Source organism: Caballeronia sp. LZ029 (assembly GCF_031451275.1).
Lineage (GTDB): Bacteria > Pseudomonadota > Gammaproteobacteria > Burkholderiales > Burkholderiaceae > Caballeronia > Caballeronia jiangsuensis.
This window is the reverse complement of the sequence record NZ_JARUXO010000001.1, coordinates 1,663,910-1,683,074: the sequence shown is the minus strand read 5'-3', so window position 1 is coordinate 1,683,074 and position 19,165 is coordinate 1,663,910. Positions and strand designations below refer to the sequence as shown.

The window sequence follows — 19,165 nt, the reverse complement described above, 5'->3', positions numbered from 1 at the left end:
GGCATCACTTCGCGGCAAGCGGCTTGACGACCACCGGCGCATTCGGCAACGCGCCGAACGACGAAGGTGCGTACAGCGCTTCGACGCGCGTGGGCGGCAAACCGAAAGTGCCGGGATTGTTCAGCCGCATCGTGTATTCGACCGTCAGCTTGCCCTTCGGCAGATAGTTGTAGTACGCGCGATAGCCGTCGAAGCCGCGTTCGACGAACGCGGGCCACGCGCCGCGATCCCGCTTTTCGCCCTGGGTCGCCGCTTCGGAGTCGCGACCGAGGCCGGAGCCGAGAATCGTCGCGCCCGCGGGAATCGGATCGTTGACGACGACCCAGGTCATGTCGCTTTGCGCGTCGATGTCGAGATGCACACGCACGATATCGCCGCGCGAGAGCACGCCTTTCACGGCCGGATCGACCGGCGTGACGGTCTTCGCGATGCGATAGCCCGCCGCGAACGGCGCCTTCAACGCGACGGCCGCGAGACTTTCGATCGTGGCCCACGGTTTGCCCGTGCCGTCTTGCGTCAGCGCGAGCGAACCGCTGCTCCAAGGCAGCATGACGCTGCGCACGCTGGCGGTCTTCGTCACCGGCGTCGCCGATGCAGGTGCGCTCGAAGCCGGCGCGCCCCAGTTCACGCTTTGCGTCGAGCTGCCCAGTTCGATCGACGTACGCCCCGTCACCGGCGTGCTTTCGAAGAGCCGCGAGAATCGGCCGACGGCGAGCGCGCCCCAGAGATTGGCGGTCGTCGTTTGCCATGCGCCGTTCGTCTGCAGCGCGAGCAAGCCCGCGACCACGCGCGGCATCTCGTCTTTCCAACCGGGCGCGTCCGCGAAAATCAGCGCCGTGCGCGCGGCGTTGGTCTCGGTGCCGGTCATGAGCCACCAGAGATTGTCTTCGCGTTCGGTCGTGAAGGTCAGGCGCGTGCCCTGATACGTCAGGCGCGCACGGATGACCTGCTCGGCGTGCGCGCGCATCTCGTCGCGATTCGGAATGCCGTCGACGCGCGAGAGGATCGCGTAGAGGTCGAGCACCGCCGATGTCGGCCATTGATCCGGCGCGACCGTGATCGAGCCGAGCATGCGCGGCTGCGCGAGGCCATAGCGCGATAACGCTTCGATGGCCGCGAGCTTCTCGAAGTCGAGATCGTTGCGCGGCGCCCAGAACTTGCGTTCGATCTTGCCATCGATGAAGTTCGCGAGGCCCGCCGCCATCTGATTGCGCAGATCGGCGGGCAGGGCGAAGCGGCTGTCCTCTTTCGCGGCTTCATTCGCGACGGCGAGCAGATACGCCGTGAGAGCGGGGCTGCCGGTCGGGCGCTCGTCGTCGGCGGGCGGGAAGTAGTTCGCGAGGCCGTCGCGGTCGAGATACGACGGCATCCTCGCGAGCACGGCCTGCCATTGCGCGGCATCCATCAGGCCGAGCGCGCGCGACGTCTGCTGTTCGAGGCAGTTATACGGATAACGCTCGAACCAGCGGCGCACGCCAGGCAGGCCATCGGCGAGCTTCGGCTGCAAGGACACCGCGATGCCTCCGCGCACCGTGCCCTCGCTCGATGTGCTCGCGTCGGCGGGCGGCGCGACCGGCACGCTGAACGTGCCGTCCACTTGCGCGATGGTCGCCTGCTGCACGGTCACCGGAACCGCCGCCACGATTTTTTGCGTCAGCTTCACGGAATCGCTCGCCTTCGGCCCGGCTTGTTCCGACGCGCTCACGTTCCAGTCGAGACTCGCTGAAGAACTCGCGCCGAGTACATCGGGCGTCGTCACGTCCCAGGCCACTTCCTGCGACGATTCTGGCGGGAGCTCCACCGTGCGCGCGTCGAGCGCGAGCGTGCCGGCGCGCGGCGTGACGACGACGCGCATCGTCCGCGCCGTCGTGTTGCGCAGCGTGAACTGCGCGCGGAACGCATCGCCGACGCGCACGAGCGGCGGCAATCCCGAGATCAGTTGCAAGTCCTGCGTGCTTTGAATCGATGCGCTGCCGGTGCCGAACTGCCCCGCGCCGACCGCCGCGACCGCGACGATCCGAAAGCGCGTGAGCGCGTCGTTCAGCGGGACATCGACGCTGGCTTCGCCGTTCGCGTCGAGCGTCACGCGCGGATTCCACAGCAAGAGCGTGTCGAACAGTTCGCGCGTCGCGCTGTGTCCGCCTCCGCCGCCCGCGGGCACCGCCTTGCGTCCGAAGTGACGTCTTCCGATGATCTCCATTTGCGCGGTCGCCGTCTCGACGCCGTACGCGCGCTGCTGAAGCATCGCGTCGAGCACGTCCCAGCTTTGATTCGGCATCAGTTCGAGCAATGCTTCATCGACGGCCGCAACCGCGATCTGCGTGCCTGCGGGCGCGGGCTTGCCATCGGGCAGCGCGACTTTGAGCTTGACGTGTGCCTTGCTTCGGACGGCGTACGACTTCGCATCCGGACTCACGGTGACCGCGAGCCTGTGCGACGCCGTGCCGACCTTGATCGACGCGAGCCCATAACGGAACGCGGGCTTCGACAGATCGACGAGCGGCGTCGGCGCCTGATATTGCCGGCCTTCGTACCAGAACGCGCGCGCCCATTCGACCGGCGCCTTCCATCCCCATGTGAAGAACGAATACCACGGCACCTCGCGGATGCGCCCGCGCAGCGCGAGCACCGACACGTAGACGTTCGGCCCCCACGCGTTCTCGACTTTCAGCTCGACGGTCGGATCCTTGCCGTTCAGCTCGACGACCCGCGTCTCGACGATGCCTTCACGCTCGACCGCGACGAGCGCCGTCGCCGAACGGAAGGGCATGCGCACCTGAAAGCGCGCGGTCTCGCCGGGCTCGTAGCTCGTTTTCTCGGGCAGCACGTCGATGCGATCGGTGTTTTCGCCGCCGAACCACAGTTCGTCCTCGCGCGTGACCCATACCGATGTGCTCGCGTTGGCCACACGATCATCGCCGTCTTTCGCGACCGCGATCAGATCGACGTTGCCCGGCTCCTTGAGCTTCGCGTCGCACGAGACGATGCCGTGATCGTCGCTCTTGCCGCTGCACAGCGTGCCGAGATCCTTGATCTCGGTGTGATTGTCGTACGCGTAGAAGCCGCCCACCATGCGCTTGCGCGAGCTCGACATCACGCGCGCGACCGCCTTGATTTCGACCGCTATGCCCGCGCGCGGCTTGCCCTGCAAATCGAGCGCGAGCGCTTGCACCGGCAGCGCGCCGCCGACCGACACCCAATGTCCCGCCTTCACGCCGACGGCCACCGCGGCCGGCCAGAGCGTGGTGCCGCCGCTGATCGTCTGAACCTCGCCGTTCGGATCGGCGAAGCTCGCTTCGAGCGCGAGACGCTTCGGCGAATCGACGGCAGGCAGCGGCCTCACCGTGACCTTACCGGCGCCGTCGCGATCGAGCGTGACGCGCAGCTTGTCGGCGATGAGCTTCGTCGTCGCGTGTTCCTCCTGCTCGCTGTCTTCGTCCTCGGCGGGCGCGCTGGCGCCGTCGTTCGACGGCTTCCGATACGGCGCGAAGCTGAACGCCTCGTATTGCGAAGCGAAGGGCGGCGCGACATCGCGCACGAGCGCGGACACCTGCACCGGCAGATTCGACGCCGGCCCGCCCTGCACATATTCGAGCCGCACCGCGACCGGCGCTTCCTGCGCGGCGACGAGCCCCGGCGCTTTGGCGTCGCCCGCGGTGATGGAGCCTTTGAACACCGGCAGGCGGAATTCCTCGACACGGAAGCTGCCCGATTCATACGACTGCGTGACGGCGTTGTCGTTGTCCTGGTCGTCGTTCGCAGACGCGGCACCGTTGTCGAGCGTCACGCTGTATTCGCCGAGCTTCGCCGCGACGGGCACGGTGAAGGTCGAGTCGGCGCTGTGGTCGGCGGCCCACTTGAGCGGCAGATGCCAGGTCTGTCCGCTGCCGACGTGCCGGATCGTCACGCGGCCCGGATAGCTCGACGGAAACGAGAAGCCGTGCAGCGTTTCGACGCGCAGCAGATGCTTCATCGACACCGTTTCGCCCGCGCGCAGGAGCGTCCGGTCGAACACGGTATGCGCGCGGGTCGTGCGCGTCGCGCTCATGTCCGTCGGCACGTTGAAGCGCCACGATTCGATGCCGCGATTCCAGTCCGATGTCACGAAGGCCATGTCCGGACCGGTGACGGGATCGTTCACGCGCGCCGACACGAAAAAGCCGCCCCACGCGAGGCTGTGCTCGTTGCATTCGCGCGTGGCCGCGAGCGGCTTGCCGATCTTCGCGAGGCCTTGCGCGTCGGTCTTGGCGGTGGCGATTTCGTCGCCGTTGCAGTCGCTCACGCGAATGTCCGCGTTGGCGACGGGCTTGCCCTTGTCGAGCGTCGTGACCCACACGAGGCTGTTTTCGCGGCCCTGCTTGAAATGCACGCCGAGATTGGTGACGAGCACCGACGTGCGCACGTACATCGCCTGATTCTTGCCGAGCAGCGACGCGCCGAGCGCCGGCGAGCCCAGTTCGACGACATAGAAACCCGGTTTCGTGAGCGGAATGCCGACGACTTCGAACGGCCGGAGCGCTTTCGGATCGGCGGCGGACAGGGTGAGGGTTTCGACGCCGCGCTGCTTCGCGAGCATCGACAGCGAACGAATGTCGATTTGCGGATCTTTGGACGACGAGCCGTCGCTGTTCGGGATGACGACCGGCGCGATGCCGTTGTCGAGCATCTGCGGCATGCGCTCCTCGATCGTCGAGCGCGACATCGAGATGCCGTCGAACATATCGACGGCGCGCATCCATTGGCGGATGTCGGTGTCGGCGTCGAGTTTGAGCTTCGTGATCTGCGACGTGCCCGAATTCAGCCCCTGCACATGCAGGTCCGCTTCGACGTGGCGCAACGTGACCGGCAGCATCGCGGGCATGTCCGGCTCGGCGAATCGCTCGATGATGCCGAACGTGCCCGACGAGAACTTCGCGAGCGGCGGCATCGCGGCGGTCGCGGTCTTGAGCGGGAAGAGATCGGCGTTTGCGAGCGTGCGGCCGCTCGCGTCTTTCAGATTCGCGGGAGCGTCGATGGTGAGATCGGCGCGTTCGGGCAGCGGCGCGGCGAACTCGACGGCGCTCACTTCGGCGTCCTTGTCGGACGCGTCGAAACTGGGCGACGCATTGCCTTTCGGGCCGTGCAGCACGAACTTCTGCGCGTCGGCGCGGCTGATCGGCGCGCTGAAGTTCAGGCGCAGCGGGCGCAGCGGCGTGCACGGCGCTTTCGCGTTTTCACGCTCGCACGAAAAGCTCGCCGTGAAGGGCTCGCGCACGGTGAAGTCGAAGCGTTTTTCGACATCGTTGGCGATGCCGCTCGGCCCCGTCACGCCCGCGCCGTACACGAGCTGCATCTTCGTCGCCGACGGCAACGTTTGCTGGCACGCGAGCGTGAGCACACGATCGCTTTCCTTGTCCAGCCGGAAATGTTTGAGCAGGGCGGCGCGGGTGGCGTCATCGACCGCGTGCACCGGAATCCGGTTGCCGAGCGCGTTCGATTCGCACCAGACATGCTGAAGCACGGAAGCTTGCGTCGCGGGACCGTTCAGGCGCAGCACGAAAGCCTGATTTTCTTCGATGTCGCCGTAGCTCGGCATGATGCGCGTGACGAACGGGCCGCCCGTCTGGAACGCGAAGTGGCGCGGGCCGGACAGCGCGGTGCCGGAGACCGACTTGAGGCCGTCCGCGAGATCGAGCGCGCAGCGCACGCCGGGCGGCAGATCGTGCTCGAAGTCGAAGGCCCAGGTTTTGGCGTCGATCCAGCGCTGCGAGCCCGCCGTATCCGAAGCGCTCGCGCCGCTACAGGTGACCTGCCCGGGCGCGGGCGCTGCCGCATTGCCGAACGCGATCATCGGTTCGTCGAATTTGGCGACGACCTGCCGCACTTGCGCGACCTTGCCTTGCGGCGACACGCTCGCGATGCGCGCGGCATCGGCTCGATGAAACGCGGCGCCCAGTCCGAGCGCGGCGATCAGCGTGGTTGCGGCCAGAATCCATTTTTTTTGTGACGTTGTAATGCGGCTCATCCACTCGCTCCGAGTTTCCCTCGACGCGAAATTCTACTGGAGCCTTACGTCATTCTTTCCGACGATGCGAGCCGCCGATGTTTTTCTACACAAATCATCGAATCTGATGCGAGCGGCTCAGGTCGGATCGACGTTGTTCAGATGGCGCGCGCTCACGCGCCGCCAGTAGAGAAACAGGCCGACGCCCGCGACGCCCAGACTCGCCGAATTCGCGATCCAGAAGCCGCGCGCGCCTTGCAGCCACTCGGGCACGCCGCCGCCCACGTCGAAGCCGAGCAGATAGCCGCCGCCGAGCCCGATGCCCCACAGCGCGATGGCGTAGATCACGGTCGGCACGAGCGTCACCTTGTACGCGCGCAGGATGAACGCGGTGGTGATCTGCAGGGCGTCGCAGAGGTGATAGAAGAAGATGATCAGCACGAGCGGCATCGCGGCCGCGATGACGTTCGCATCCGGCGTATAGGCCGCGATCACGTGCGGACGCGCCGCGACCAGGATCACGCCGTACGCGAGCGCGAGCACGCACGCCATGCCGATGCCGTGACGCGAGATCGAGCGGGCGTCGTCGTAGCGTCCGGCGCCGAGCGCCTGCGACACGAGCGTCGACGACGCGATGCCGATCGACAGCGGCGTCATGTAGAGCACCGCGCCGAGATTGCCGGCGATCTGATGGCCGGCGAGCGTCGTGGTGCCGAAGCGCGAGATGAAGAGCGCCATGAACGTGTACGACGTGACTTCGATGAGATACGAGAGGCCCATCGGAATGCCGAGACGCAGGAGCGCGAGCTGACGCCGCCAGACCGGCCAGCAGAAGTGCGAGAAGATGCCGAACGGGCGGAAGAATTCGAACTTCACGAGCACCGTCATGCCGACGATCGCGAGCACCCAGTTGATGAGCGTGCTCGCGAGCGCGCAGCCCGGGCCGCCGAGCGCCGGCATGCCGAAGCCGCCGAAGATGAACCAGGTGTTGAGCGGAAACTTGAGCAAGAGTCCGCCGACTTGCAGGAACATCACGAGGCGCGGCTTGCCGACCGCGTTGGTGAGCGAACTGTAGACGCGAAACGCGAGGCTCGCGGGCAGGCCGAACGAGAGAATGCGCAGATAGTCGACGGTGCGGTCGTGCAGCGCGGGTGGCGTCTTCGCGAGCGACAGCAGCGGCTCGGGATGGAACAGCAGCACGAAGCCGATCACGGCGAGCACGGCGGCGAGCCAGAACGCCTGACGCGTTTCCTCGCCGATCTCGCTTTCGCGGCCCGCGCCGAAAAGTTGCCCGGCGATCGGCTGCAACGCGACGAGAATCCCCGTCAGGCCGATATACACCGAGATATAGACCGAGCCGCCGAGGCCGAGCGCGGCCAGATCCGTCGCGGAGAAGCGGCCGACCATCGCGGTGTCGATCACGCCGAACGCGATCACCGCGAGCTGGCCGATCAGCACCGGCCATGCGAGCGCGGCGATCTTGCGCACGTCGCGCAGCATGCCGGTCGTGCTGGTGGAGGTCGACATCGCGCGCATCGCGTTACTGCGCCCGGCGCAGGCTCTTCGGACGCAGCGGCTTTTTCGCTGGCGGCGTGGGGCGCTCGATGCGCACGTAGAGGCGGAAACGCTCGTCGCGGTCGGCGACGCGGCGGCCTTCCCATACGAGCTTCCACTGGAACGCGGACATCGACGACGGCTCGCCGTAATCCGCCGGGTCCTGGCGCAGGATCACGTCGCAGTCCTCGTCGAACGCGAAGTGCATGCCGCCGAAATAGGCGAAGGTGGCGATCTGCGCGTCGCCCAGGCGCACGGGCGAGATGCAGGTGTAGTCGGGCGGCAGATGATCGGCGATCTGCTCGGCCACGTCGCGATACGTCCGGCTGTAGTTCACCACCGGCAGCCACAGCGTCATGAGCAGCACCCACATGAGCGTGGTGCCCGCGCTCGACAGCACGACGCTGCGCCAGAGCACTTTCGGATGACGCGCGAGCCGCCAGCGCGCGAGCAGGAACCAGCACACCGTCACGGCGACCGCGCACGCGAAGGAAATCAGCTTGAACTCGGGATGAAAGCCCGGCGCGAGACGCGCGAGATTGCGGGCCATCGACGCGGGGAAACCGAACATGCCCGCGGTCCACACGAGCCACACCAGAGAGCCGATGATGGTGAAGCTCAGCATCGCGAACCAGTCGATCGCGTTGATCGCGCCGCGCTTCAAGGTGGGCAGCGCGAAGGTCGCGAGCACCGAAAGCGGCGGCAGGAGCAGCATGAAGAGCCGGTTGGTCTCGTGCGCCTGCAGGACGACCAGCACGAGCAGCGGCCCGATGATCGACAACGGCACGCCGACGTGCGGCGAGCGGCGCATCCCGCCCCAGCTGACGAACGCCCAGATCGCGAGCGGCCACGCGGGCCACGTGAAGAGCGGCAGGTTCTTGATCGCGTAGCCGAAGATCGCGCCGGGCGTGCCGGAGAAGAAGGAAAAGCTGTTGCGCCACCATTGGCGCAGCCACCATTCGCCGTCATCGGGGAAATAGTGCAGCGTTGGCAGCACCCACGCGGCGATCAGCACGATGGCGACCGGCAGGCCGAAGATCAGGAGCGGCGCGGCCCGCACCTGCTTCACGATGATCGTCATCGCGAGCGTGCAGAGCAGGAGCGCGAACACGAGCACCGGCGAACTCGACAGTCCGACCACGCCGATCGCCACGCCCCAGACGAGGCCGCCGTGGATCGGCTTGTCGAGGCTGCGCACGAGCCCGTAGAGGAGCATCGCGGTGCCGGCGAACTGCGCGAGTTGCGGCGTGGTTTCGTGACCGCGCTCGGCGAGCCCGAAGCACGCGAGCAGGATGAGGAGCGCGCCGTCCGCGAGCGTGCGGCCGTAGTCGCGGGGCTCCGGTTCGCCGCCGAAAGCGTATTTGAAGGGCTGGGCCTCGTCGCGCCGGCCGAGCAGATAGGCCGAATACCACACGAACGCGCACGCCAGACAAAAGAGCAGACCCGTGACGATGCGCGAGGCGTTGCTCGCATCGACCCAGGGGCTCAGCAGCCGAATGGCCGATGCGCCGAGCCAGTACATCAGCGGGCCGTCGGCGGTGGGCGCCTTGCCGACAAGGTTCGGCAGCAGCCAGTCGCGCGCGTCGCCGTTGGCCATCGTCCACATGACGCCGAAGCCTGCCGCATCCTCGTTCTTCCACGGATCGCGGCCGAAGAGGCCGAACGACGCGTAGGTAATACAGATGGCGAGCAGCAGCCAGCGCGGCAATGCGCTGGTGGCGGAGGCGGTCAGACGAACGACAGATCGCATGCGAGATGGCTTGATGGAAAACGGTCCGCTGATCTCGCGCAAAGCGAGTCTGGTGCTGGAGCAAACCGGCATTGTAGTCGCGCGGCGGCGTTAAGGGCGGTTCATCGATGCACGCCGTAACCGGGCGCAACAACGCTTACCAAATGCAGCAAAGGCGGTGCACGGACGACTGAAAGCGACCGGCGACAAAAAAGGGCAGCCAAAGCTGCCCTTTTTGCTGACCGGCCAAACCGGCCCGAAGCCCGACTTACTTCTTGGTGGAGAAGCGTGCGAACTTGTTGTTGAACTTCTCGACGCGGCCCGCCGTGTCCATGATCTTTTGCTGACCGGTGTAGAACGGGTGCGATTCCGACGACACTTCGATCTTCGCGAGCGGGTACGTCTTGCCGTTGAATTCGGCGGTTTCGCGCGTCTGGATGGTCGAACGGGTCACGAAGCGGAAGTCGTTCGACATGTCGACGAACAGGACTTCGCGATAATTCGGGTGAATGCCTTCTTTCATGGTCTTTCCTGGTATCTGGCGGTAGCCAACCCGTTGCACTTGCTGAGTGCCGATCGAGTCACTTGCCTGGGGTCGAAAAACGGCGATTATGCCAGAAAATCAGGCGCTTGACATCTTTTCCGGAGGTCGCGGCGGAACTCATGCGCCGAGCGCGCCGACGCCCGCCGGGTCCTGCCGGTAATAGCGCGCGAGCAGCCGGTAAAGCTCGGGATAGCCGGCTTCGAACGCCTGCGGCGTCACGAAAAGCGCCTCGCTGCACACCGCGAAAAACTCCGACGGATGGTCCGCCGCATACGGATCGATCAGCGAGTCGCGCTCGAAGCGGCTCCAGCGCCGCTCCGGCACCGCGTCCACGCGCGCGCAAAACTGGTCGTACGCGTTGTCGAAGATATCGGCCCAGGCGGTCGTGTCGAGCGGTGCGTGCCAGCGGCGAAAGAGCGGGGGATGGCCATCGGCTTCGCCCGTCACCATGTCGATCTTGTGCGCGAACTCGTGGATCACGACGTTGTACGCGTCCGAGCCGTCGGCCATCTGCGCGTCTTCCCACGAGAGCACGACGGGACCGCCTTCCCACGCTTCACCGCTCGCATCGTGCTCAATTTCGTGCACGACGCCGTCTTCGTCTTCGACGGTCTTCCTGATGATGAACTCGCCCGGATAGACGATCACGCCGACCCAGCCGCGATACAGGTCGAGGTCGAGATTGAGCACCGGCAGACAGGCTTGCGCGGCGATCGAGACGACCATTTGATCCGTCAGTTCGAGATCGTGCGCGGTCGAGAATTCCTTTTGCGCGATGAAAAGGCTCGCGGTTTCGCGCAGACGTCCGAGGTCGTCCGCATTCAAATGGCCGAAGCACGGGTACGTGTCGAGGGTGCGCTGCCACAGCGCGTCGTCGATCGCGTATTTGCGCAGCGCGCGTTCGCGGCGTTGCGCGCCGAACCAGCGGGAGAAGAGGTTGGCCATGCGTCGAACGGGAGGACTGGAACAGTTGCGAATTGTACGCAGAGCGCCAATAAAAAACCGCCTGACGAAGCAGGCGGTTTTCTGTCGTGAAGCAGCGAAGCGGAATCAGCCTCCGCCGCGACGCATCATGTCGAAGAACTCGGCGTTGTTCTTCGTCTGACGGATCTTGTCGAGCAGGAATTCCATGGCTTCGACTTCGTCCATGTCGTGGATGAACTTGCGCAGCACCCAGACCTTCTGCAACAGGTCCGGCTTGATGAGCAGTTCTTCGCGGCGCGTGCCCGACTTGTTCAGGTTGATCGACGGATACACGCGCTTTTCCGCGAGACGGCGCTCGAGGTGCACTTCCATGTTGCCGGTGCCCTTGAACTCTTCGTAGATCACGTCGTCCATGCGGCTGCCCGTTTCGATGAGCGCCGTGCCGATGATCGTGAGCGAACCGCCTTCCTCGATGTTGCGAGCCGCGCCGAAGAAGCGCTTCGGACGCTGCAGCGCGTTGGCGTCGACACCGCCCGTCAGCACCTTGCCCGATGCCGGCACGACGGTGTTGTAGGCGCGTGCGAGACGCGTGATGGAGTCGAGAAGAATGACGACGTCATGCTTCATTTCGACGAGACGCTTCGCCTTCTCGATGACCATTTCGGCCACCTGCACGTGACGCGCGGCGGGTTCGTCGAAGGTCGAGGCGATGACTTCGCCGCGCACGGAACGCTGCATTTCCGTCACTTCTTCCGGCCGCTCGTCGATGAGCAGCACGAACAGGATGACGTCCGGATGATTCGCTTTCACCGCATGCGCGATGTGCTGAAGCATCACGGTCTTGCCCGACTTCGGCGACGCGACGAGCAGACCGCGCTGGCCCTTGCCGATCGGCGAGATCATGTCGATGATCCGGCCGGTGACGTTTTCTTCGCCGCGCATTTCGCGTTCGAGCGGCAGCGGCTTGTTCGGGTGCAGCGGCGTGAGGTTCTCGAACATGATCTTGTGTTTCGAGGCCTCGGGCGGCTGCCCGTTGACTTTGTCCACCTTCACGAGCGCGAAATAACGCTCGCCGTCTTTCGGCGTACGCACTTCGCCTTCGATCGTGTCGCCGGTGTGCAGATTGAAGCGGCGAATTTGCGACGGGCTGATGTAAATGTCGTCCGTGCTCGCGAGATACGAAGTCTCGGGCGAGCGCAGAAAGCCGAAGCCATCGGGCAGCACTTCGAGCGTGCCGTCGCCGAAAATCGTGTCGCCAGCCTTGGCGCGCTTTTTAAGAATGGCGAACATGAGTTCCTGCTTGCGCAGGCGGTTCGCATTTTCGATCTCGAGGCCATTGGCCATCTCGATCAGTGCAGACACGTGCTGAGACTTGAGCTCGGATAAATGCATACGGATTTCCCGCCGGGGAGAGAGGTGCGACAGAAAGATTTGGGAGAAGAGGTGAGCGGAACCGCTCGAGACTTAATACTTCTTGAACTCTTGTGATTCTAGCATAGCACACGCCGCGCGAGCCTCGGGTTGGCTTTGGGCGGGGCTTTTCGGCCGATGTTGTCGCGTGACAACATCGGCTGCATTACGTTTGCGCTTCTCGGTGGTGCCGATGCGGCGCTGCGAATGCAGAGGCGGGCGTCAGTGGATGCCGACGCCCGCCGGTGATGCCGTTACAGGTTGCTGTCGAGGAACGCGGTCAGTTGCGACTTGGACAGCGCGCCGACCTTCTGCGCGGCGACCGCGCCGTTCTTGAAGAGAATCAGCGTGGGGATGCCGCGCACGCCGAACTTCACCGGCGTCGACTGATGCTCGTCCACGTTGATCTTCGCGATTTGCAGGCGATCGCCATAATCCTTCGCGACTTCGTCGAGGATCGGGGCAATCATTTTGCACGGACCACACCACTCCGCCCAAAAGTCGAGCAGGACAGGTTTATCCGACTTGACGACATCCTGTTCGAAAGAAGCGTCGCTGATGTGCTTGATTGATTCGCTCATTGTCTGAATACCTCAATTGTTTCGAGGCCCGCGTTTGAATGCTCGCCACGATACACCAAAACTGAAAAAAACTTTCGTCGCCAACGGCCAGGATTCGGCCCGCACGCCGTGCGCCAGAACGGCTCGCAAACGGCGGCGAATGATCCGAGGAAGGGCAAGATGCACCACATCCGGGTTATTCAAATGTCATCTTAGCCTACTTTGCTATCCGTTGCCGGGTACCGATAGGGCGCATCTGAGGCCGAAAACACGAAGCGCAAGAGGGCGCGGCAAAGGTCCGCGCATTTCATCGAGCGCCTTCCGGGCGCGGCCGGCCCCGTGGTATGATTCGTCGTGACGGGCCTCCTCGCATGGTGGCGCGGTCAACCTGGTCAGGTCGGGAACGAAGCAGCCACAGCCGTTTTCCACCAGTGCCGAGGGTCGGGCTCGTCACCTTCCGCTTTCTTCTGTCGTTCCTCTCTCGTTTTCCCTCATTCGTTCTCTGTACTGCGCGCTGTCGCGGGGCATGTTTTCGCGCGTCCGCACCGCTCGTCCGGGTGGCTCGGCAGCCTTTCGGAGCGGCGTTTGCGCAAGGTCGTTGCTGATACAATTTCGCGCATGACCTATCAAGTTCTCGCACGCAAATGGCGGCCGAAATCGTTCGAGTCGCTCGTCGGCCAGGAGCACGTCGTCCGTGCGCTCGCGCACGCGCTCGACGGCGGCCGCCTGCATCACGCCTATCTCTTCACGGGCACGCGCGGCGTCGGCAAGACGACGCTTTCGCGCATCTTCGCGAAGGCGCTCAATTGTGAAACCGGCGTGACCTCGAAGCCGTGCGGCGTGTGCCGCGCGTGCCGGGAAATCGACGAAGGCCGCTTCGTCGATTACGTCGAGATGGATGCGGCGAGCAATCGCGGCGTCGACGAAATGGCAGCGCTGCTCGAACGCGCGGTGTACGCACCCGTCGATGCGCGCTTCAAGGTCTATATGATCGACGAAGTGCACATGCTCACGAACCACGCCTTCAACGCGATGTTGAAGACGCTGGAAGAGCCGCCGCCGCATGTGAAGTTCATTCTCGCGACGACCGATCCGCAGAAGATCCCGGTCACCGTGCTCTCGCGCTGTCTCCAGTTCAATCTGAAGCAGATGCCGGCGGGACATATCGTGTCGCATCTGGAGAACATTCTTCAGCAGGAGAGCATTCCGTTCGAGTCGCAGGCGCTGCGTCTTCTGTCGCGCGCGGCGGACGGCAGCATGCGCGATGCGCTGTCGCTGACCGATCAGGCCATCGCCTATTCGGCGAACCAGGTCACCGAGGAAGCCGTGCGCGGCATGCTCGGCGCGCTCGATCAAAGTTATCTGATCCGTCTCATCGATGCGCTCGCCGAAAGCGACGGCCCCGGCGTGCTCGCGATCGCCGACGAAATGGCGCTGCGCAGCCTGTCCTTCTCGACGGCGCTGCAGGATCTCGCGAGTCTTTTGCATCGCATCGCTTGGGGGCAGTTCGCGCCTTCGTCGGTGCTGGATGAGTGGCCGGAAGCCACGGATATCCGCCGCTTCGCCGAGACGCTTTCCGCCGAGCAGGTTCAGCTTTTCTACCAGATTGCGACGGTCGGCCGCGGCGAACTCGGTCTCGCGCCCGACGAATACGCCGGCTTCACGATGACGCTGCTGCGTATGCTCGCCTTCGAACCGGCGGGCGGTCCGGGCGGAGGTGTGGCTAACAGCGCGCCGGCTGGCGCCAAGACCGCGCGCACGGCGGCGCTCGCGGGCGCAATGGCCGAACGGGCGATCGCGCCTGCGCCTGTCGCGAAAGCGTCGCCGCCGCCCGTGGAAGCCGTCGTCGTCAAGGCGAAAGAGACGCCCGCGATCGAAAGCGCGAAGCCCGCGCCGCCCATCGAAACGAGCGAGCCCGTCGTTCCTGCGAAGCCTGCGCCGATGCCGAGCGCAGCGCGGCAAACCGTGGAAGAAGCCGCGCCTCAAGCTGCGCGCGCATCCGAGCCCGCGACGTCGCGCGGCGCAAGCGGCGCGAGTGCTGCGCTCGACGTGCTGCGCAGCGCCGGCATGCGTCTTTCATCCGATCGGGGCGCACGCAGCGCACCGGCCGCGGCAGCGCCCAAACCCGTCGCGAAACCGGCTGCGCCAGTTCCGGTGCCCACGCCTCGTCGCGCGCCGGCAGCACCGTCGGCGCCCGTGGCGGCCGAGCCCAAACCCGCCGCCGCAAAGTCCGGCGTCGTGCCGCCGTGGGAGGACATGCCGCCCGACGACTATCCGCCGGCAGGATCGGACGACGAATACTTCATGCCGCCCGACGACGGCTTCGTGCCCGCCTTCGATAGCGGTCCCGACGACATGCGCTTTAACGCCGAGCCCGTCGCGAAGCCCGCGCCCGTCGTCGACATGACGCCGCTGCCGCCCGCCGTGCCGCTCGATGCGCTCGGCGTGTCGGTCGAATGGCCCGCGCTCGCCGTCGATCTGCCGCTGAAGGGCGTCGCGTATCAGTTGGCGTTCAACAGCGAACTGACCGCCTGCGACGCGAATTCCGTCACGCTCGCGGTCGCGGTGCAGATGTATACCGATGTCTCGCACGTCACCAAGCTCAAGGCCGCGCTCGCCGAAAAGCTCGGCCGCGCGATCGAAGTCAGCGTGAGCGTCGCGCCCGTGCGCCGCACCGCCGCCGCGCTCGATGCCGCCGACCGCGCGCGACGCCAGCAGGAAGCCGAGCAGGAGATCAAACAGGATCCGTTCGTGCAATCGCTGATCCGCGATTTCGGCGCGAGCATCGTGCAGGGTTCGATCAAGCCGATCTCCGCATCGGGCGCGAACCCGTCGTGAATCGACGCCGCGCTTAGCCACTGAATTCCGAGCGCGCGTATCGCGCGTGCTTTCGCCACACGTTTTCCAGTAAGGAGCCGAACCATGATGAAGAACCAACTCGCCGGGCTGATGAAACAGGCTCAGCAGATGCAGGAAAACATGAAGAAGATGCAGGATCAGCTCGCGCTGATCGAGGTCGAGGGCCAGTCCGGCGCCGGTCTCGTGAAGGTCACGATGACCTGCAAGAACGACGTCAAGCGCGTGTCCATCGATCCGAGCCTGCTCGCCGACGACAAGGACATGCTGGAAGACCTCGTCGCTGCCGCGTTCAACGACGCCGTGCGCAAGGCCGAGGCCACCACGCAAGAGAAGATGAGCGGCATGACCGCCGGCATGCCGATGCCGCCGGGTTTCAAGCTGCCGTTCTAAACCGCACGCGCCGAAGCGAATCCGGCGCGTCATGAGGACACATGAAACAACCTTCCGCCCTGTCGGCGCTGGTCGAGGCGCTGCGCGCTCTGCCCGGCGTCGGACCGAAGTCGGCACAGCGCATGGCGTATCACCTGATGCAGCACGACCGCGCGGGCGCCGAAAAGCTCGGCGCGTCGCTCCTGTTCGCGACCGAGCATCTGAAGCACTGCGAGAAGTGCAACACCTTCACCGAAGCCGACATCTGCGAAGTCTGCAGCGACGAGGAACGCGACCCGGCCTTGCTGTGCGTCGTCGAAACGCCTGCCGATCAGATCATGCTCGAGCAGACGCTCACGTATCGCGGGCTCTATTTCGTGCTGATGGGGCGCTTGAGTCCGCTCGACGGCATCGGGCCGAAGGAAATTCACTTCGAACGCCTGATCGGTCGCGCCCTCGACGGCGTGGTGCAGGAAGTGGTGCTCGCCACCAACTTCACGAACGAAGGCGAGGCGACCGCGCACTATCTCGCGCAGACGCTCAAGTCGAAAGGGCTGAAGGTGACGCGGCTCGCGCGCGGCGTGCCCGTCGGCGGCGAGCTCGAATATGTCGATGCGGGCACGATCGCGCGCGCGATGCTCGATCGCCGCTCGGTCTGAACGCGACCATCAGCAGGACACCATACCGATGACAGAAACCGAAGCTCTCGCGCTCGCGACCCACCGTCACTACAAGGGCGGTCTTTATCGCGTGATCGGCGTCGCGCGGCACTCGGAAACCGAGGAAGCGATGATCGTCTACGAACATCTGTGGCCGCACGAACGCGGCTTGTGGGTGCGTCCCGCGCAAATGTTCAACGAGACGCTCGCCGACGGCACGCCGCGCTTCAAGCCGCTCGATATTCCGCTGTAAAAAAAGCCAGCAAAAAAAGGAGACGCAACCATGAACGCAACGACGGGACCACTCGCCGGCGTCAAGGTGCTGGAACTCGGCACGCTCATCGCCGGCCCGTTCGCCGCGCGCTTCATGGGCGAATTCGGCGCCGATGTCATCAAGGTCGAAGACCCGAACGGCGGCGATCCGCTGCGCAAGTGGCGCAAGCTCTATCCCGAGGTGGGCGGCACGTCGCTGTGGTGGGCGGTGCAGGCGCGCAACAAGAAATCGGTGACGGTGAATCTCAAGGCCGAGGAAGGCAAGGAGATCGTGCGCCGGCTTGCTAAAGAAGCCGATATCGTCGTCGAGAACTTCCGGCCCGGTCTGCTCGAAAAGCTCGGGCTCGGCTATGAAGTGCTGTCCGCCGAGAATCCCGGTCTCGTGATGGTGCGGCTGTCCGGTTACGGCCAGACCGGGCCGTACCGCGACCGGCCGGGCTTCGGCGCGATCGCCGAATCGATGGGCGGCTTGCGGCACATCACCGGCTACCCGGACCTGCCGCCGCCGCGCATCGGCATTTCCATCGGCGATTCGATCGCGGCGCTGCATGGCGTGATCGGCGCGCTGATGGCGCTGCATCATCGGCAGGTGAACGGCGGCAAGGGGCAGGTCGTCGATGTCGCGCTGTACGAAGCCGTCTTCAACATGATGGAAAGCGTGGTCCCGGAATACGGCGTGTACGGCATGGTGCGCGAACGCACCGGCGCATCGCTGCCGGGCATCGTGCCGTCGAACACGTACCCGTGCCGCGACGGCAGCATCGTGATCGGCGGCAACAGCGATCCGATCTTCAAGCGCCTCATGAACGCGATCGATCGCGCGGACCTCGCGGACGATCCCGCGCTCGCATCGAACGATGGCCGCGTGCCGCGCACGCAGGAAATCGACGACGCCATCGCCGCGTGGCTTGCGACGCGCAGCATCGACGAGGCGCTCGCCGTGCTCAACGCCGCCGACGTGCCGGCCGGGCGCATCTACAGCGTCGCCGACATGTTCACCGATCCGCAATACATCGCGCGCCAGATGCTGCAACGTTTTCCGTGGCAGGACGGCAAGGACATCACCCTGCCGAACGTCACGCCGAAGCTTTCGGACACGCCGGGCGAAACGCGCTGGCTCGGTCCGCAACTCGGTGAACACACGGATGAAGTACTTCAAACGCTCGGGTATGATGCCGACGATATTGCGCGGCTGCGGGCGGCCAAAGTGATTTGACGCGCGCGCAGACAACAAGAATTCCAAGGAGACGAAACACGATGAAACGCAGAACGTTCATCGCGAGCGGCGCCGCGCTCGCGGCCGGGGCATGGTCCGCCATGCCGCTCGCGTTTGCGCAGACGAAGCCGGAGCAGAGCAAGGTATCGATCGCGGTCGGCGGCAAGAATCTCTTCTACTATCTGCCGCTCACGATCGCGGAGCGCCGCAACTACTTCAAGGACGAAGGGCTCGACGTCGAAATCGCCGATTTCGCGGGCGGCGCGAAGGCGTTGCAGGCGGCGGTCGGCGGCAGCGCGGACGTGGTGTCCGGCGCGTTCGAGCACACGCTCCTGCTGCAGGCGAAGAATCAGTACTTCCGCGAGTTCGTGCTTCAGGGACGCGCGCCGCAGATCGTGCTCGCCGTGTCGAAGAAGACGATGCCGAACTACAAGTCGGTCGCGGATCTGAAGGGCAAGAAGATCGGCGTGACGGCGCCGGGCTCGTCGACGTCGATCATGGCGAGCTTCGTGTTGGCGCAAGCCGGGCTGAAGGCGAGCGACGTGTCGTTCATCGGCGTGGGCGCGGGAGCGGGCGCGATCGCCGCGCTGCAATCCGGCCAGATCGACGCCATCGCCAATCTCGATCCGGTGATGACCAAGCTCGATCGCGCGGGCGATATCCGCATCGTCTCCGACACGCGCACGCTCGCGGATACCGTGAAGGTGTTCGGCGGCAACATGCCGGCAGGCTGCCTGTACGCATCGCAGAGTTTCATCACGAAGAACCCGAACACGACGCAGGCGCTCACCAACGCGATGGTGCGCGCGCTGAAGTGGCTGCAAGGGGCATCGGGCAAGGATCTGATTTCGACCGTGCCGGAAAGCTATCTGCTCGGCGATCGCGCGCTCTATCTCGACTCGTGGCAGCACGTGCGGGAAGCGCTGTCGCCGGACGGCCTGATGCCCGCCGACGGTCCCGCGACCTCGCTCAAGACGCTGCAAGCCTTCGACGAAACCGTGAAGGGCAAGCCGATCGACTTGTCGAAGACCTGGACCAACGACTTCGTCAAGAAGGCGCTCGCCTCCGTCAAGGTCTGATCGATG

At 65.1% G+C, this 19,165-nt stretch carries 13 protein-coding genes and 1 other RNA gene; 7 read left to right on the top strand and 7 right to left on the bottom strand.

What is annotated here, in order from left to right; translation table 11 throughout:
* Nucleotides 1-4: 4 nt before the first annotated feature.
* The 7 genes from QCE73_RS07940 to trxA form a co-directional block, all read right to left on the bottom strand.
* A complete protein-coding gene (locus QCE73_RS07940) occupies nucleotides 5-6,004 on the bottom strand; it encodes an MG2 domain-containing protein (protein WP_309880552.1) in 6,000 nt (1,999 codons plus the stop codon).
* A gap of 117 nt (nucleotides 6,005-6,121) precedes the next feature.
* Nucleotides 6,122-7,483 carry an MATE family efflux transporter gene (locus QCE73_RS07935; RefSeq protein WP_309881942.1) on the bottom strand — a complete coding sequence of 454 codons (1,362 nt, stop codon included), beginning with the start codon at nucleotides 7,481-7,483 and terminating at the stop codon, nucleotides 6,122-6,124.
* Nucleotides 7,484-7,523: 40 nt separating this feature from the next.
* A complete protein-coding gene (locus tag QCE73_RS07930) occupies nucleotides 7,524-9,287 on the bottom strand; it encodes a glycosyltransferase family 39 protein (protein ID WP_035501040.1) in 1,764 nt (587 codons plus the stop codon).
* A 247-nt stretch (nucleotides 9,288-9,534) separates the two neighbouring features.
* Nucleotides 9,535-9,789, bottom strand: a complete 255-nt coding sequence (locus QCE73_RS07925) for a type B 50S ribosomal protein L31 (protein WP_035501039.1) — start codon at nucleotides 9,787-9,789, stop codon at nucleotides 9,535-9,537.
* Between the two features lie 138 nt (nucleotides 9,790-9,927).
* Nucleotides 9,928-10,755, bottom strand: a complete 828-nt coding sequence (locus QCE73_RS07920; protein ID WP_309880550.1) for a zinc-dependent peptidase — start codon at nucleotides 10,753-10,755, stop codon at nucleotides 9,928-9,930.
* Between the two features lie 105 nt (nucleotides 10,756-10,860).
* Complete coding sequence (gene rho, locus QCE73_RS07915; protein WP_035501035.1) at nucleotides 10,861-12,126, bottom strand: transcription termination factor Rho; 1,266 nt, start codon at nucleotides 12,124-12,126, stop codon at nucleotides 10,861-10,863.
* A gap of 272 nt (nucleotides 12,127-12,398) precedes the next feature.
* Nucleotides 12,399-12,725, bottom strand: coding sequence for a thioredoxin TrxA (gene trxA / locus QCE73_RS07910; RefSeq protein ID WP_008349330.1), 327 nt, complete (start codon nucleotides 12,723-12,725; stop codon nucleotides 12,399-12,401).
* A gap of 335 nt (nucleotides 12,726-13,060) precedes the next feature.
* Here trxA and ffs point away from each other — a divergent pair.
* The 7 genes from ffs to QCE73_RS07875 all read left to right on the top strand — a co-directional run bounded on the left by ffs (nucleotide 13,061) and on the right by QCE73_RS07875 (nucleotide 19,159).
* Nucleotides 13,061-13,159: signal recognition particle sRNA small type (gene ffs / locus QCE73_RS07905), an RNA gene on the top strand.
* A 163-nt stretch (nucleotides 13,160-13,322) separates the two neighbouring features.
* The gene (locus tag QCE73_RS07900) at nucleotides 13,323-15,542 is read left to right on the top strand and encodes a DNA polymerase III subunit gamma/tau (protein WP_309880548.1); all 2,220 of its coding nucleotides are present in this window, start codon (nucleotides 13,323-13,325) and stop codon (nucleotides 15,540-15,542) included.
* A gap of 84 nt (nucleotides 15,543-15,626) precedes the next feature.
* The gene (locus tag QCE73_RS07895) at nucleotides 15,627-15,953 is read left to right on the top strand and encodes a YbaB/EbfC family nucleoid-associated protein (protein WP_014191628.1); all 327 of its coding nucleotides are present in this window, start codon (nucleotides 15,627-15,629) and stop codon (nucleotides 15,951-15,953) included.
* 41 nt (nucleotides 15,954-15,994) lie between these two features.
* Entirely contained in the window at nucleotides 15,995-16,591 is a 597-nt protein-coding gene (recR, locus tag QCE73_RS07890; protein ID WP_309880546.1) for a recombination mediator RecR, read from the top strand.
* Nucleotides 16,592-16,619: 28 nt separating this feature from the next.
* Nucleotides 16,620-16,844 (top strand): DUF1653 domain-containing protein, encoded by a 225-nt coding sequence (locus QCE73_RS07885; protein ID WP_035501030.1) that lies wholly within the window; start codon nucleotides 16,620-16,622, stop codon nucleotides 16,842-16,844.
* Between the two features lie 30 nt (nucleotides 16,845-16,874).
* Entirely contained in the window at nucleotides 16,875-18,080 is a 1,206-nt protein-coding gene (locus tag QCE73_RS07880) for a CaiB/BaiF CoA-transferase family protein (protein ID WP_309880544.1), read from the top strand.
* A gap of 41 nt (nucleotides 18,081-18,121) precedes the next feature.
* Complete coding sequence (locus QCE73_RS07875) at nucleotides 18,122-19,159, top strand: ABC transporter substrate-binding protein (protein ID WP_309880543.1); 1,038 nt, start codon at nucleotides 18,122-18,124, stop codon at nucleotides 19,157-19,159.
* The last annotated feature ends 6 nt before the right edge of the window (nucleotides 19,160-19,165 follow it).